Origin of the sequence: Flavobacterium faecale (assembly GCF_003076455.1) — a bacterium.
Lineage (GTDB): Bacteria > Bacteroidota > Bacteroidia > Flavobacteriales > Flavobacteriaceae > Flavobacterium > Flavobacterium faecale.
In genome coordinates this window covers 1602921-1618610 of the sequence record NZ_CP020918.1, presented here as the reverse complement: position 1 = coordinate 1618610, position 15690 = coordinate 1602921, and the positions used below count along the sequence as shown (strand labels likewise).

Below are 15690 nucleotides of genomic sequence, written 5' to 3'. Positions count from 1 at the left end.
GTTTACTGTTTTTGTGGAGAATAACGGAGTCGAACCGTTGACCCCCTGCGTGCAAGGCAGGTGCTCTAGCCAGCTGAGCTAATTCCCCAATTTTTTAAGTATGAGTTATTAGTTTTGAGTTATGAATTCATATCTCATACATTCTCAACTTCTAAAATTTCCTTTAAGTGTAAATAGTTGTCTCGGACAGACTCGAACTGTCGACCCCTACATTATCAGTGTAGTACTCTAACCAGCTGAGCTACGAGACACTCTTATTCTTAAATTTCTTTTTAATTCAATTTTTTTAAATTAACAGCAAGAGTAATAAATTCTCAATCTTTCTTTCCACTTTCTCTTTTCGTCTCTTTCCCTAACGTGTCACTTACGTAACTAACAATTAAGGCTCTAGAAAGGAGGTGTTCCAGCCGCACCTTCCGGTACGGCTACCTTGTTACGACTTAGCCCTAGTTACCAGTTTTACCCTAGGCAGCTCCTTGCGGTCACCGACTTCAGGCACCCCCAGCTTCCATGGCTTGACGGGCGGTGTGTACAAGGCCCGGGAACGTATTCACCGGATCATGGCTGATATCCGATTACTAGCGATTCCAGCTTCACGGAGTCGAGTTGCAGACTCCGATCCGAACTGAGAACGGTTTTGTAGATTCGCACCTGGTCGCCCAGTGGCTGCTCTCTGTACCGTCCATTGTAGCACGTGTGTAGCCCAAGGCGTAAGGGCCGTGATGATTTGACGTCATCCCCACCTTCCTCACAGTTTACACTGGCAGTCTTGTTAGAGTTCCCGACATGACTCGCTGGCAACTAACAACAGGGGTTGCGCTCGTTATAGGACTTAACCTGACACCTCACGGCACGAGCTGACGACAACCATGCAGCACCTTGTAAATTGTCTTGCGAAAAGTCTGTTTCCAAACCGGTCAATCTACATTTAAGCCTTGGTAAGGTTCCTCGCGTATCATCGAATTAAACCACATGCTCCACCGCTTGTGCGGGCCCCCGTCAATTCCTTTGAGTTTCAAACTTGCGTTCGTACTCCCCAGGTGGGATACTTATCACTTTCGCTTAGCCACTGAAATTGCTTCCAACAGCTAGTATCCATCGTTTACGGCGTGGACTACCAGGGTATCTAATCCTGTTCGCTACCCACGCTTTCGTCCATCAGCGTCAATATATTGGTAGTAACCTGCCTTCGCAATTGGTATTCCATGTAATCTCTAAGCATTTCACCGCTACACTACATATTCTAGTTACTTCCCAATAATTCAAGTCAGACAGTATCAATGGCCGTTCCACCGTTGAGCGATGGGCTTTCACCACTGACTTATCTGACCGCCTACGGACCCTTTAAACCCAATGATTCCGGATAACGCTTGGACCCTCCGTATTACCGCGGCTGCTGGCACGGAGTTAGCCGGTCCTTATTCTTACGATACCGTCAAGACGCTACACGTAGCGTTGTTTCTTCTCGTATAAAAGCAGTTTACACACCATAGATGCTTCATCCTGCACGCGGCATGGCTGGTTCAGGCTTGCGCCCATTGACCAATATTCCTCACTGCTGCCTCCCGTAGGAGTCTGGTCCGTGTCTCAGTACCAGTGTGGGGGATCTCCCTCTCAGGACCCCTACCCATCGTAGTCTTGGTAAGCCGTTACCTTACCAACTAACTAATGGGACGCATGCTCATCTTTCACCGATAAATCTTTAATAGTAGAACCATGCGGTTCAGCTATACTATGAGGTATTAATCCAAATTTCTCTGGGCTATCCCTCTGTGAAAGGTAGATTGCATACGCGTTACGCACCCGTGCGCCGGTCTCATTATCCGAAGATAACTACCCCTCGACTTGCATGTGTTAAGCCTGCCGCTAGCGTTCATCCTGAGCCAGGATCAAACTCTTCATCGTATATTATTTGTCCGCCGTGGCGGACTATTTATTTTTGACTGAAGGTCTAGTGGTTTTTTAAAATCTCTCGATTCTATTACTCTTATTCTTTTGTCTTAAGATCTCTCTTAAAACGGCTGTCAATTCAATATGTCTAGGAACGTGTTCTTATCTTGTTTTTCCGTCTCGTCTACATGTTAAACATGTTTCTCGAAGCGGGTGCAAAAGTAGAAAACTATTTCGTTTCTCGCAAGAAAAATTTAAAGTTTTTTTTTCAAGACCTAAATCTCATTTTCTTTATTCTTCTTACCAGTCTGTCAAATAACTTGTCTCATTCTGCGGGGTGCAAAAGTAATTCGTTTACTTTAATCTCACAAGCTTTATTTGATATTTTTTTTAGAAGAATTTCTTCCTCTATATCCCTAATGCTTGCCAGTGTGTCAGTGAACTTGTTCGTTGTTGCGGGTGCAAAAGTAGTGAGCCTACTCCGTTATTCAATACTTTTACCCAACCTTTTTTTAATCTATTTTTTAATCGGCTGGAAAAGTGAACTTTGAGTTTTAACGTTTTTACGGTTTGTGCGAATTTGGAGTTTATTTTGAGTGGTTTTATCGTTTTCTTTGTGTGAGTTTTGTTGGATTGGGTGGTTTTGATTCTTGGATTAGCTTTATTGTATGGCATTTCTAGCTTGTATTGCTTCTGATTCTATAAATATTATAGGTCTCACAGCTATTATTATGCTGCTTATATACTTATTTGAAGTTGATTAGAGGGGAAATGTATTTCAGTTACACTATATCGTACCTACGGCACTACCTTGATGACCTAAATCTTTTTTGTCTACCAATATATAATGCCTAACGGCATTGCTTATACCAATGGTGAATTGTAGTTAATGTTTTGTGGTATGTAAACCTTTTGTACCTACTATAACTATATATGATATCTAGCAGCGTTATCCTATATACAGTACATTAAAATGAACGCGACTAGAAATAATATACCTACCTACCTACCTACCTACCTACCTACGGCACTACCTAAATGAACTGATATTTTTTGTCTACCAATATATCATATCCAACGGCATTGCTTATACCAATGGTGAATTGTAGTTAATATATCGTTGCGCTCTAACCTCATGGACTCGCTACAACTATATATGATATGTAACAGCATCATTCTACTCATAGTACATTAAAATGAATGCGACTAGAAATAAAATCCTAAATCTACCATCTGGATTATATATCGTACCTACAGCACTACCTTAATGAACTAAATCTTTTTCCCTACCGATATGTCATGCCTAACAGCATTAATTATAACACTGGTGAATTGTAGTTAATGTTTTGCGGTATGTAAACCTTTTGTACCTACTATAAACTATATATGATATGTAACAGCATCATTCTACACATAGTACATTAAAATGAATGCGACTAGAAATGAAATCCTAAATCTACCATCTGGATTATATATCGTACCTACGGCACTACCTTCATGAACTAAATCTTTTTCCCTACCGATATGTCATGCCTAACGGCATTAATTATACCAGTGGCGAATTGTAGTTAACATATTGTCGCGTGTAAACCTTTTGAACTTACTACAACTATAAATGATATCAAGCAGCATTATTCTACACACAGTATATTAAGATGAATGTGACTAGAAATGAAATCCCAAATCTGCCTTCTGGATTATATATCGTACCTACGGCACTACCTTGATGTCGTAAATATTTTTTTGCTACCTATATGCCATGCCTAACGGCATTAGAAAATTTAATTACATTATATGAAGGTGCCTGTAAGCTGAAATTGGATACTATTAATAACATGTGGCTTCATAAACGTTCACCTAGCATACATACATACATACATACATACATACACTACCTGTAACGCCAAGCAGCTAAATTCACCAAAACCATTAAATATAACCTAGAATGATTTATAACTAGAATAGTTACTAATCCCAATTCTGAAGTTTCATGACCAGAATAATGCTTAAATAGAAAGAGAGGTAACAACCATTGTAGTTTAGAACAATCGGTATTAATGCGTTATATATTTATCCAAGAAAATTAAAAAAATGGATTTATAACTGATGCATCTAACTATTGAAAAATCTATACCTGTCAACAAGTAGTCTATCAATACTTCGATAACCAAAAAGCTAACTGATCTATTCAAATCAGTATAATGTACTTGACATTTTTCTATGGCATACAAAATGAACTGCTGTACAAATGCAAACATTACAGCTTAATTCCAATAACATACCTATATAATGTAGTTTGAAATAGTGCTTTAGGATACTAACAAAGAAGAACTACACTTCCCTTCTAGCCCCGGTAGTAGTGTAAATCCTTTTTTGAGGCTTTTTTTGGCCGCAAAAAAGATTGGAGCGGATAACGGGACTGAATTAACAAATGGAAAACTGGATGTACTGCTCTTGAAAAATTTGGAATTATATATATAGCTGACGGCTTTAGGTAACAATCTTGATTTTTAAAATTTAATGTTAATCAAACTTTATAGCTTTGACAGGTGAAATTTTGGTTATGATGTAGGAAGGAATTAATAAAACGACAAAACAGACCCCGATGGTTAATAAATTTAATGCAAATATATAGGTTATACTAATGTAGACAGGTGCTTCGTTTACATAGTAATTTTCTGGATTGAGTTTTACCACTCCAAAATATTGCTGAATAAGTAGAATGGCTATTCCTATTAGATTACCCCAAAATAGTCCACGGAAAATAAGATAGGTCGCATTGTAGAGAAAAATTTTTCTAACAGACCAATTACCTGCTCCCAATGCCTTAAGGATTCCGATCATTTGTGTTCTCTCTAAAATAAGCACTAGCAATGCTACTACCATATTGATAGTTGCTACAAGTATCATAACAACTAAAATAACAATGATATTGAAGTCAAATAGCTTGAGCCATTCGAATATATAGCTGTACTTTTCGATTATTGTCTTTGCATTGAGTGTTGATCCGATGTGTTTGTATATTTCTTGTCCTGTTTGATCTATCTTATCAAAATCTTTGATAAAAATCTCAAAACCTCCCACCTGGTCTTTTGACCATTTGTTGATTCGTTGCAAATGACGAAGGTCTCCAATAATAAAGGTCGCATCGAACTCTTGGAAACCGGAATTAAATATTCCGACGATTTTGAACCGACGACTGTTTGGCATTTTATTCTGACCTTCTTTCATGAAAAAGGTATTAAAAGACTCCCCGACTTTAAAATTGAGACGTTTTGCCAAAAATTGAGAAATTAAGACTTCTTCATTCAAGCTACTATTTACAACCGGTAGCCTTCCTGATACGAGATACTCTTTTAAATATTGCCAATCATAATCGACACCAACACCTTTATAGACAATTCCTTCGAAAGCTGTTTCTGTTCTAATAATTCCGGCTTTGCTAGCTACAGCTTGTATGTGTTTGACATCTGGCACCGATTTAAAGTTGGGATAGAAATCTTGTTTGAGCGATACAAGGCTTATGGTAGTATTAGATTCGTTACTGTCATAATTTGAGATTGATACATGACCATTAAAAGCCGCAACTTTTTGACGAATTTTTTGCTGTAACCCAATTCCCGTTGCTACAGAAACAATCATCATTACCATACCGATAGCAATCGCCGAAATAGCAATATTGATTATGGGCGCCGAGATACTACTTTTGTTATTTTTTGCGGTGACTAACCTTTTGGCTATAAAATACTCTAGATTCAAATTCTTTTAATTTAATGGCTCTCTATTATTTACGATTACGCAGTAAGCTTGACTTTTACAAGGGCAATTTCTTTTTCATTTCTTCGACAACATTGTATGCTGCGGGACAAATCGGAATGTTCTTCAACGTTAAATCTGTAATTTGATGAAATTTTTTCCTGTCTGTATGTGGAAATTCTCTACATGCCTTTGGTCGAACGTCGTAAATCATGCAAGCGTTGTCACTCCCTAAAAAGGTACATGGAACAGAATTTAACACATAATCTTGATCTTCGTCAACACGTAGATATTGCTGAATAAATTGTTGTGGTTTTTGCCTTAAGGCTTTTGAAATACGTTCAATATCGGCCAAGGTAAATAATGGACCAGTTGTTTTGCAGCAATTTGCACAATCTAAGCAATCCGTCCTTTTAAATTCGGCATCGTGAATGTCTTGCATGATGTAATCCAAATTTTTGGGTGTTTTCTTTTTTAGCTTATCGAAATATTTCTTATTCTCGATATGCTTATCTTTGGCAAGCTTTTCTAGTTCGTTTAATTGTGGCTTCAATTGTTGCAGTTAAAATTCACTACAAAGTTAAACAACTTTTAGGCCCTGACCTATATACTTTAAATTAAAAAAAATGAAAGACCTTTTTGGTAAAGCAATACTAGATTATCAAACCAACAATTTTACTGAAGACTTGATTACATCCACCTCGATCTCAGACGAAGACGAGATGAGCATTGAATACCTTTTTCGAAAATATGAGGATATGCCTTTACTGGAACAAAAAGCTATGCAGCTTGCAACTGGTAAAATTCTCGATATTGGATGTGGCGCCGGAAGCCATAGTTTATATTTGCAAGAAAACAATAATGCACAGATAATCTCGATCGACATTTCTTCGAATGCAATAGAAGCTTGTCAGCTTAGAGGAATAAAAAATGCTAAGGTGCAGGACTTTATGTTGATCGAAAATGAAAAATACGACACCATACTCTTGCTCATGAATGGTACAGGAGTATGCGGCAAACTTGAAAAATTACCTGCATTTTTACTAAAATTAAAATCACTACTTCAAACTGGAGGAAAGATCCTAATTGACAGCTCCGACATCATTTATATGTTTGATGAAGATGAAGATGGCGGAAAATGGATTTCATCGGACAATGAATATTATGGCGAATTGACTTTTCAAATCTCCTACAAAGGGGTAAAGGAAGTACCACTCGACTGGTTGTACCTAGATTATAACACCTTGCAAAATGCGGCCTTTGCGAATGGATTAAAATGTGAACTTATTATGGAGGGAGAACATTATGACTATTTGGCTAAGCTTAGCTTATAAAATAATAAAAGCCAACGGACTGCGTTGGCTTTTTTTTATTCTTTATGGTATATTCAAATATTTATGTGTCTGCAAGGAAACTCTCCATTGTGGATTTTTCATTACGTAATCAACAATTAACTCAGTCATCTCTTCTTTTTTACTCCACTCTGGTTGTAGAAATAAAATAGCATTGTTGTTTACTAACTGTGCTTGCTCCTCGGCAAAAATAAAATCATGTTTATTATGAATAATTACTTTAAGCTCGTGTGCCGCTGCGTATACTGTTTCAGTTGGTAACTTATTTTTCTTTGGAGATAGACAAATCCAGTCCCATGTTCCTGACAATGGATAAGCACCTGATGTTTCGATATGCGTTTTGCGATTATTTTCTTTTAACTTTTGCGTTAGTAAACTCATATCCCATGACAATGGTTCACCACCTGTGACAACAACGGTCTCAGAATATTTGCTGGCATTCTCGACAATCGTATCAACTGCAGTAGGCGGATGAAGTTCAGCATTCCAGCTCTCCTTAACATCACACCAATGACAACCTACGTCACAACCACCAATTCTAATAAAATAAGCTGCGGTACCTGTATGATACCCTTCTCCTTGTATTGTATAAAACTCTTCCATCAACGGAAGCATTCCGCCTCTATTAACCTCTAACTGTACTTCTTTTGATAACATTCTAAAATTTTGAGGGTACAAAGATAGCTATAAAAAATAAACATCACTCATTTGATTGTAAATGATACCGATTACATATTGTTTCGCCTATTCTAATTTTCAGGCACGAATAAATATAATCCAAATACATTGTACCATTTTTATGTTGTATCTGCACTATACCAAAGATCTTGGACTACAATTTAAATTCGTTTGCTACATAATAATAAGCCACAAAAAAACCGGCAATTACTTGCCGGTTTGATTATAAATAAAATTTTGAATATTACTTCAATGAATTGATCGATTGCGTTGCATAAGCGTTTCCAGGATCAATAGCTAAAGTTTTATTGAAATACTCTAAAGCTTTTGCTTTATCTGAGTTCGCATAACCTGCTGCCATTGTATTGTAAGCTTCTACTAATTTTCCTTTTACAGTTGATTTAGCTAACTCTTCAGGACCTCTTTGAGTAACGATATCAATATATTGTTGGTAGTACTTGATCATCAATTCATCATTTTCTAATAATGATTGTGTTCTTGCACGATACACATAAACATCTTGTGTTGCTGGAGATGCTTGAATTACATTACCAAAAGCAACATCTGCTTTTTGCAAAGCAACAGTATCTTTTACAGCCCCTGATTTTGTATTATCAAAATAGATAGAGTTACCTAAATAGAAATTATCTAACAAGTAATTTTTAGATTCTTTGTTTGAAGTAGCAATCTCAAAAACTTCAGATGCTTCTTTAAACAATTTTTGCTCGTATAATTTTTTACCTAAATCACCAATTTCACTTGTAAGTGTTGGTTCCATGTCAACTGCTTTTTTAATAAAACCAATTGCTTCGTTAAATACAGGTAAGTCTAATGAATCATCAGCCTTTGTTGCTTTTTTAACTTTAGCTAAACCTAAGTACATATAATCCTGAGCAATAATCTTATTTGAAGAATCATTAATGAATGAATTCAAAGAAGTGATAGCTGAATCTGTATTTCCATTTTCGTAAGCAGCATATCCTAAATATCTAAGGATTCTCGGATTCACTTTATCCAATTGCTTCATTTTGTTTGCTTCAACTTCCAAAGCTTTGTAATCTTTAGCCAAAATCAAGAAATCTGCATGTCTCATACGAGATGCTAATGAATAATCAGTCATACTCATGTATTTCTCATAATAATCTAATGCTTTCTTGATGTTCTCGTCGTATTTTGCTGGTTGATTACTTCCCCATAGGTAATAAGTTTCAGCTAACTCACGGTAAACTGGACCATAAGATGGATTAATAGCGATAACATCATCGTAAGCCGCTACTGCTTCAGTATAAGCTTTTGCACCTTTAAGCAAAACACCTAATTGCATTTTTGCTCTAATTAATGTGTTATCTCCTTGGTAGGCATTACGATATGCTCTGTAAGCTTCATTTTGATTTTTATCACCATAAAATGCATCACCAAATGCTAACTGAACTTGAGGCTCTTGATCATTTTTTTCTTTTGCAAGCTCCAATACTGCTAAAGCATTTTTATAGTTTGGATTAGTAGAATTCATATTAGCACGTGCTATGTACACATACTCTTGAAAATCCTTACGTCTCATTTCTTTTTTAGCCAATTCAAATTTTGCATTTGCTCCAGCCAAATCACCTTTATCAAGCAATAACTGACCAAGACCAATATTATTCAGATAGCCATCTTTTTTTGCATTCAAACCTTTATCATACGAAATCTTAGCCGAGTCAGCTACATTTTGAAAAAGATATACATTTCCTAATAGAAAAAAGGCTTCTCCATTACTGTCGTCAGATTTAACGATAGATTTTAAATTTAGCTTTGCTTTATCATACTGTTCTGCATCAATCGCTTTTTTTGCTTCATTTACATCTTGCGCTTGCATTACAGAAACTGAAGCCATAAAGGCCATACTTAAAACTTTAAAATTCTTCATTTTGTCATTTATTAATTTATTCATTTTCATTTATTTTATTTAACCAATTACTTGATTAATAATTTCCTACCAGGAACCCTAACAGGTAGCAAACCCGATTTTAATATAATTCTTTGGCCAACATCTCCAGCAACAAAAGACGCGAAACCCATCCCAAGTCCGTTAAAACCTTGACAATTTATTATAAACAAATCGCGTGCCAAAGGATAAGTACCTTCAGCAATATTATTTTGTGTAGGTGCAAAAAAACCATTTTTATCTATTCCTTGAACGCTCAATACATCAATGTTAGCAAGGTACTTTCTAATATTTGGAGTGGGTTGATATAACCAATTCAATCCAACTACTCCAATCATGCCTTCATTTTCAGCAACAAACTTAACCACTTCTTCATTTGTTTTAAAGGAGAAGATACCCTTTTCTGGACTATTTTCCAAACCTGCCAAAGTATTCATGTACCGTACAGTACTCGAATTTGGATTATCAAAAACCAATCCTTTTATTTTGGTTGTGGTACTTCCTTTCATGAAGCTAACAACATCCTTCATATCAATTAAAGTATCGTTATCTTTTTTATTAGCAATAAATGCAATTGCATCTGTACCAATTTTTGTTGTCTTTGGTTTGATTTTTACTTTTTTGAAATAATTGATTTCAGCATCATTTAACTCCCTAGCTAAAACAATAATCCTTGTCGTGTCCTTAATTAAAGCATTAGATGCTTCTTTTTCTGACTTAGAGTTTAATACAATCTTCGCTTTATAGTCACTTTCAAAAACTGCAATCTGGTCTTCTAAAATTGGTCGTAATGTCTCATCTACAATGATTGTTGTACCACCCTTTAAAATGGATTCATCACTGCTAGATGCTTTTTTGCAGCAAAAAAACAAACTAGTAAGCAAAACCACAAATAGTATAGAAAACCTTAACGATAACTTCATATTTCAAAATTATTTAAAATCAAATGATAGCAATTTGATTTAGTCCTTATTGTCTTTAATAATTCTAATACATCGTATAAATGCATATCCAATCAATAATACCCCAAAGGCTATTCTGTAATTCATACTCATATCAATTGGGAAATTTTTCATAAATATAACAAATAATCCCAAAACTAAGTAGAGTGTAAAAAACAAAATACCTATAAAAAGAAGAAATCGCTCTTTGAGCGATTTCTTCTGTAAATTTTCATAAAATTTATTCAACATTACTCCGCTGATTGAATAGTAATTGGCAAAGAATATAATACCCTAACTGGTTTTCCATTTTGAACACCTGGATTCCATCTTGGTGATTTATTCAATACTCTGATTGCTTCTTTTCCAGTTCCAAAACCAATATCTCTCAAAACTTTGATATCTGTAAGTGAACCATCTTTTTCAACAACAAAAGTAACATATACTTTCCCTTTAAGACCTTCTTCTTCAGGAGCTCTATAGTTATTACCTACAAACTTGTAAAACTTTTCGATTCCACCTGGAAATTCTGGTTTTACCTCAATACCTGCAGTGTTATAAATTTGAGTATCCTCTTCTACAACTTGACTTGTTTTTGGTCCGTTACCTACTGGGGCAACAGATAAAACTGCATCTGGATCCCCCTTAATAGTTGAAGCTCCAAGTTTTTTCTCCTTGATTTCAACAATTTTTGGTGGCTCCTCAGTTACCTCTTCTGCTTTAGCCACAACTGGCTTAACAAATTTTACCTGATCCACTTTTGGTGGAGGTGGTGGAGGTGGTGGAGTAAATTTTTTGATCTCCTCCTTTTTTGGTTTCGGTGGCAATTTTATAGCTACGATCTTTTGATCTAAAACTACATCATCTTCACCTTCAGGAATCATACTTAAAATCAATGGTGCACTCAATGCTAAAGTAAAGATAATAGAACCAATGATAAGTGCTTTTACCGTAGTTTTTCTATTTTCTCTCCTTAAAATATAGGCACCATAGTTCTTATTTTTTCCTTCGAAAACAATATCGATCCAATGGTTTTTTAATATATCTAATTTCATTTTTCTTAATTATTAGGTTATTAAGAAAACAAGATCACTCTTATTTTCCTTCTAACAATTTTGTTTCCTCAGGCGAAAAATCATTAACGATCGTATAAGTAGGTACGTTTGAAATAGCCATCTCATCTAGAATATCAATTACATTTTTGTAATTAGATTTTTTACTAGGTTTAATGATTACAATCATTCCTTGATCTGGTTTTCCTTTTGCAGTTGAATAAGCAAGAACCTCTTGTTTTCTTTTTAACAACTCTTTACGAATACCATCTTTACCGTATGCAATATCTTTAGGACCAGCGATTGGAGTATTTAACAATCCCATGTAAAAAACTAATTTATTATCAGCTCCCATCATGACAGTTAACGTTCTATTCTCGTCCACCTTGATATCTACTTCCTTATCGTCTTCATTTTTATCTGGCAACCCCAAGCTCATCGATTGAGGTTTTGACAACGTGGTAGTCAACATAAAGAATGTGATCAATAAGAAGGCCAAATCCACCATAGCAGTTAAATCTACTTTTGAATTTTGCTTTTTACTTCTTACTTTTCCACCTTTACCGCCTCCACCGTCGCCGGTATTTAATTCAGCCATTTTAGTGTGTGTTTTTTAATTAAAAATCTTTACCTCTCAAACCAGTAACTAAACTAAAGCTATTGATTTTTTGATCTTGCAATAAGTCAAGTACTTTTCTAATTACATTGTACTCTTCTTTTGCATCTCCTTTAATTGCGATTTGCAATTCTTTATCGTTGACCTCTATATTGGCAATACGAGCATTATAAACCCATTCTTTCAATTGATTGTCCAACGAATCCAAAGGAATACCTGTTTGACCAGCTTTATTCCTGTCAGATGCTTTCATTTCAATGATTTGCTTAAGATTTGCGATTCCAACACCAAAATCATCCATTCTTGAGAATGTATTTTTATCAGCATCAGTAAACTCAACACCATACTTTTCAGCCATCAGTTCTAATGTTCTTACTCTTACTTCTTTTCCTTTTAAGTCAAAGAATACTTTTCCATCACCTACTGTTAGCGTAGCTAAATCTGAGTCAGGCAATTTTGTCTGAACAGTTGAAGAAGGTGTATCTACAGGTAGAGCTTCAGGAATTTTAGCAGTTGAAGTCATTACAAAGAAGGTAAGCAATAGAAACGCTACATCACACATTGCGGTCATATCAGTTGACCCAGCATTTTTCTTTATTTTTATTTTAGCCATTCTTTTTGTTTTTTATTTGATATAAATATCAAATTATTATTGCTTCAAACTTCCTCTGAATCTTCTGTAAGAGTTCACGATAGACACTGCTGCCTCATCAATAGAGTAAGTTAAATCATCAATTTTAGATGTAAAGAAGTTGTAAGAGATAATTGCTACAGCAGAAGTACCAATACCAGTTGCAGTATTAATAAGTGCCTCAGAAATACCACTTGCAAGTGCAGCTTGGTCAGGAGTTCCTGCAGATGCTAATGCACCAAACGCTTTAATCATACCCGATACTGTTCCTAACAATCCGATAAGAGTACCTAAAGATACTAAAGAAGAGATGATAGTCATGTTCTTTTGTAACATTGGCATTTCAAGAGAAGTTGCTTCTTCGATTTCTTTGTGAATAGTCTCAGCAGCTTCTTCACTGTTGAATCCTTCTTTTTTAACTGCTTGGTATTTTACAAGCGCAGATTTAATTGCATTTGCAACAGAACCTTGTTGTTTGTCACATGAAGCAATAGCTTCGTCAATTTCTCCTGCTTTGATACTTGCTTGAATTTTTGTCATAAAAGTGTCTAGTTTAGTTTTACCAGCTGCTTTTGAGATAACAAAATATCTTTCGATAGAAAAAACAAGAACCATTAATAACATTCCTAATAATACTGGTACAATTGCACCACCGTGATACACTTGACCTAAAGTGTTTAAAGGGTGACCTGTTTCCACGTTTCCACCTTCAAAATTGGAAGCATCTCCCATTACAAATTTCCAGATCATGATACCTACACAAATACATGCTGCGATAATCAATCCTGAAACCATTCCTCCTCCATTTGAAGTGCTTTCCTTTTTAACTTGAACGTTTGCCATTTTTTTTAATTTTAATGTTTTTAAATAATTTATTTTAGTTGTAATTAACTTGTCGTGAAGCAAATTTATACGTTTCAGCGAAATAAAAAAATTTTTTTTTACTTAATTCACTTTTTTCATAGTGTTAAAAAAACAGTTCTCTTAGTTTTTACTGGTTAAACCCGAATATTCGCAAGTAATAAAGCTAATTTTAAAACTTCTATCATGATTTTATTCATTTATACGAGAATTTGATAAAAAATACTTAACAGTCTTTTTAACCCCATCTATTTATTATTAACAATAAAAAACAAATAAAATTGCATTAAACATTAAAATTGACTATTTTTAAAAACGCATGACCCTGCATTAAATCTAAATTAAATTAACGTTATGAATAAGATCGAGAGCTTCTCTAAACAAATAAACGAAGGTTATTTTTGTAAAGGAGACAGCATAATTATAGGAGGAGGAATCCTCGACAATGAGCCAATCGCTGATACACATGTCAAAATTCCGCTAAAGACTCTAAATCGTCATGGTTTAATAGCAGGAGCAACTGGTACAGGAAAAACGAAAACCATCCAGGTTCTATCTGAACAATTATCACTGGCTGGAATTCCGGTTTTGATGATGGATATCAAAGGAGATTTTAGTGGTATAGCAAAAGAAGGCGAAGAAAAGAGTTTTATTACGGATCGTCATGCTAAAATTAATCTTCCCTATTCTATTTCTAAATTTCCAGTAGAACTATTGACATTGTCGGAGCAAAATGGCGTACGTCTACGCGCAACTGTATCTGAGTTTGGTCCCGTTCTATTTTCAAGAATATTAGACCTAAATGACACACAATCTGGTGTTATCTCTATTATATTTAAGTATTGCGACGATAATAAGATGCCTCTACTCGATTTAAAAGACATTAAGAAGGTCATAAATTATATTACAGAAGAAGGAAAAGAAGAAATATCAGAGCACTACGGAAAAATATCTACCTCTACGACTGGAACAATCTTACGCAAGATAATTGAATTGGAGCAGCAAGGAGCAGAACTCTTCTTTGGTGAAAAGTCGTTTGAAATTGATGATTTAATGCGAATTGATGAAACTGGAAAAGGATATGTCAACATTATGCGTTTGACCGACATTCAGGATAAACCAAAACTTTTTTCTACTTTTATGCTTAGTCTGTTGGCTGAGATCTATCAACAAATGCCAGAACAAGGAGACTCTGGTCGCCCTGAATTAATTATTTTTATTGATGAAGCACATTTAATTTTCAAAGAGGCAAGCAAAGCTTTGCTTGATCAAATAGAAACGATTGTAAAACTTATACGTTCAAAAGGAATTGGAATTTATTTTATCACCCAAAATCCAATGGATGTGCCTAGTGGTATTTTGGCACAACTTGGATTAAAAATTCAACATGCACTAAGAGCTTTCACAGCTAATGATCGTAAGGCCATCAAACAAACAGCAGACAACTACCCTATTTCAGAATTTTATGAAACGAGTGAAGTGCTGACCAGTCTTGGAATTGGAGAAGCTCTCGTAACTGCCCTGAACGAAAAAGGTATTCCAACTCCACTTGTTGCCACGATGCTACGCGCACCTATGAGTAGAATGGACATTTTGACTGAAACCGAAATTCAAGAAATCAATAACAAATCTAAACTTGTAAAAAAATATAGCGAACTTATTGACCGCGAAAGTGCTTATGAGATGCTAAATAAAAAAATCACTGAAATTGAACATGAAGCTGCCAAAGTTGAGGCTGCCAAAGAGGAAGTCAAAGTGGCTAAAAAAGAAAGGGCCAAAGGACCAAGTACAACCGAGGTAGTTGGTAAATCGGTACTTAAGGTTTTGACTAGCGCTACATTTATAAGAGGTTTTTTTGGAGTACTTACCAAAATAATGAAAAAATAACGTTAGTATTTTCGACTAAAATTTGACTATTCGAAATATAGGCTTAGAAAATATAACGCTTTCTATAGAATAAGTTTAACAGTTGTATAAAAATTTGGA

Annotated in this window: 11 protein-coding genes, 2 tRNA genes and 1 rRNA gene; 2 read left to right on the top strand and 12 right to left on the bottom strand. The window is 35.2% G+C overall.

All coding sequences use genetic code 11. The features are described 5' to 3' along the window. Nucleotides 1-14: 14 nt before the first annotated feature. The 5 genes from FFWV33_RS07065 to FFWV33_RS07040 form a co-directional block, all read right to left on the bottom strand. Nucleotides 15-88: transfer RNA gene (locus FFWV33_RS07065), tRNA-Ala, on the bottom strand. Between the two features lie 89 nt (nucleotides 89-177). Beyond that, nucleotides 178-251, bottom strand: a tRNA-Ile gene (locus FFWV33_RS07060). A gap of 140 nt (nucleotides 252-391) precedes the next feature. Then, nucleotides 392-1905 (bottom strand): 16S ribosomal RNA (locus FFWV33_RS07055). A 2508-nt stretch (nucleotides 1906-4413) separates the two neighbouring features. After that, a complete protein-coding gene (locus FFWV33_RS07045; protein WP_108740256.1) occupies nucleotides 4414-5649 on the bottom strand; it encodes an ABC transporter permease in 1236 nt (411 codons plus the stop codon). Between the two features lie 55 nt (nucleotides 5650-5704). Beyond that, the gene (locus FFWV33_RS07040; RefSeq protein ID WP_108740255.1) at nucleotides 5705-6199 is read right to left on the bottom strand and encodes a YkgJ family cysteine cluster protein; all 495 of its coding nucleotides are present in this window, start codon (nucleotides 6197-6199) and stop codon (nucleotides 5705-5707) included. A gap of 73 nt (nucleotides 6200-6272) precedes the next feature. Here FFWV33_RS07040 and FFWV33_RS07035 point away from each other — a divergent pair, with 73 nt between their 5' ends. Further along, entirely contained in the window at nucleotides 6273-6980 is a 708-nt protein-coding gene (locus FFWV33_RS07035) for a class I SAM-dependent methyltransferase (RefSeq protein ID WP_108740254.1), read from the top strand. 42 nt (nucleotides 6981-7022) lie between these two features. On the opposite strand, the gene FFWV33_RS07030 is transcribed toward FFWV33_RS07035, so the two are convergent. The 7 genes from FFWV33_RS07030 to FFWV33_RS06995 all read right to left on the bottom strand — a co-directional run bounded on the left by FFWV33_RS07030 (nucleotide 7023) and on the right by FFWV33_RS06995 (nucleotide 13686). Then, entirely contained in the window at nucleotides 7023-7655 is a 633-nt protein-coding gene (locus FFWV33_RS07030; RefSeq protein WP_108740253.1) for a 7-carboxy-7-deazaguanine synthase QueE, read from the bottom strand. A 265-nt stretch (nucleotides 7656-7920) separates the two neighbouring features. After that, nucleotides 7921-9609, bottom strand: a complete 1689-nt coding sequence (locus tag FFWV33_RS07025; RefSeq protein WP_342748673.1) for a tetratricopeptide repeat protein — start codon at nucleotides 9607-9609, stop codon at nucleotides 7921-7923. A gap of 23 nt (nucleotides 9610-9632) precedes the next feature. Next, nucleotides 9633-10526, bottom strand: a complete 894-nt coding sequence (locus tag FFWV33_RS07020; protein WP_108740252.1) for a PstS family phosphate ABC transporter substrate-binding protein — start codon at nucleotides 10524-10526, stop codon at nucleotides 9633-9635. Nucleotides 10527-10795: 269 nt separating this feature from the next. Further along, nucleotides 10796-11599 carry an energy transducer TonB gene (locus tag FFWV33_RS07010; protein WP_108740250.1) on the bottom strand — a complete coding sequence of 268 codons (804 nt, stop codon included), beginning with the start codon at nucleotides 11597-11599 and terminating at the stop codon, nucleotides 10796-10798. A gap of 40 nt (nucleotides 11600-11639) precedes the next feature. Further along, the gene (locus FFWV33_RS07005) at nucleotides 11640-12194 is read right to left on the bottom strand and encodes an ExbD/TolR family protein (RefSeq protein WP_108740249.1); all 555 of its coding nucleotides are present in this window, start codon (nucleotides 12192-12194) and stop codon (nucleotides 11640-11642) included. Between the two features lie 19 nt (nucleotides 12195-12213). After that, a complete protein-coding gene (locus tag FFWV33_RS07000; RefSeq protein WP_108740248.1) occupies nucleotides 12214-12825 on the bottom strand; it encodes an ExbD/TolR family protein in 612 nt (203 codons plus the stop codon). A gap of 36 nt (nucleotides 12826-12861) precedes the next feature. Then, entirely contained in the window at nucleotides 12862-13686 is an 825-nt protein-coding gene (locus FFWV33_RS06995) for a MotA/TolQ/ExbB proton channel family protein (protein ID WP_108742485.1), read from the bottom strand. Nucleotides 13687-14058: 372 nt separating this feature from the next. On the opposite strand from FFWV33_RS06995, the gene FFWV33_RS06990 reads away from it, so the two are divergent. Further along, entirely contained in the window at nucleotides 14059-15591 is a 1533-nt protein-coding gene (locus FFWV33_RS06990; protein WP_108740247.1) for a helicase HerA-like domain-containing protein, read from the top strand. The last annotated feature ends 99 nt before the right edge of the window (nucleotides 15592-15690 follow it).

Excerpts from the sequence above, each read along its gene's own strand:
- FFWV33_RS07005 (WP_108740249.1), bottom strand. The coding sequence starts at position 12,194 with ATGGCTGAATTAAATACCGGCGACGGTGGAGGCGGTAAAGGTGGAAAA.
- FFWV33_RS07010 (WP_108740250.1), bottom strand. The coding sequence starts at position 11,599 with ATGAAATTAGATATATTAAAAAACCATTGGATCGATATTGTTTTCGAA.
- FFWV33_RS06995 (WP_108742485.1), bottom strand. The coding sequence starts at position 13,686 with ATGGCAAACGTTCAAGTTAAAAAGGAAAGCACTTCAAATGGAGGAGGA.
- FFWV33_RS07000 (WP_108740248.1), bottom strand. The coding sequence starts at position 12,825 with ATGGCTAAAATAAAAATAAAGAAAAATGCTGGGTCAACTGATATGACC.
- FFWV33_RS06990 (WP_108740247.1), top strand. The coding sequence starts at position 14,059 with ATGAATAAGATCGAGAGCTTCTCTAAACAAATAAACGAAGGTTATTTT.
- FFWV33_RS07020 (WP_108740252.1), bottom strand. The coding sequence starts at position 10,526 with ATGAAGTTATCGTTAAGGTTTTCTATACTATTTGTGGTTTTGCTTACT.
- FFWV33_RS07035 (WP_108740254.1), top strand. The coding sequence starts at position 6,273 with ATGAAAGACCTTTTTGGTAAAGCAATACTAGATTATCAAACCAACAAT.
- FFWV33_RS07030 (WP_108740253.1), bottom strand. The coding sequence starts at position 7,655 with ATGTTATCAAAAGAAGTACAGTTAGAGGTTAATAGAGGCGGAATGCTT.
- FFWV33_RS07025 (WP_342748673.1), bottom strand. The coding sequence starts at position 9,609 with ATGAATAAATTAATAAATGACAAAATGAAGAATTTTAAAGTTTTAAGT.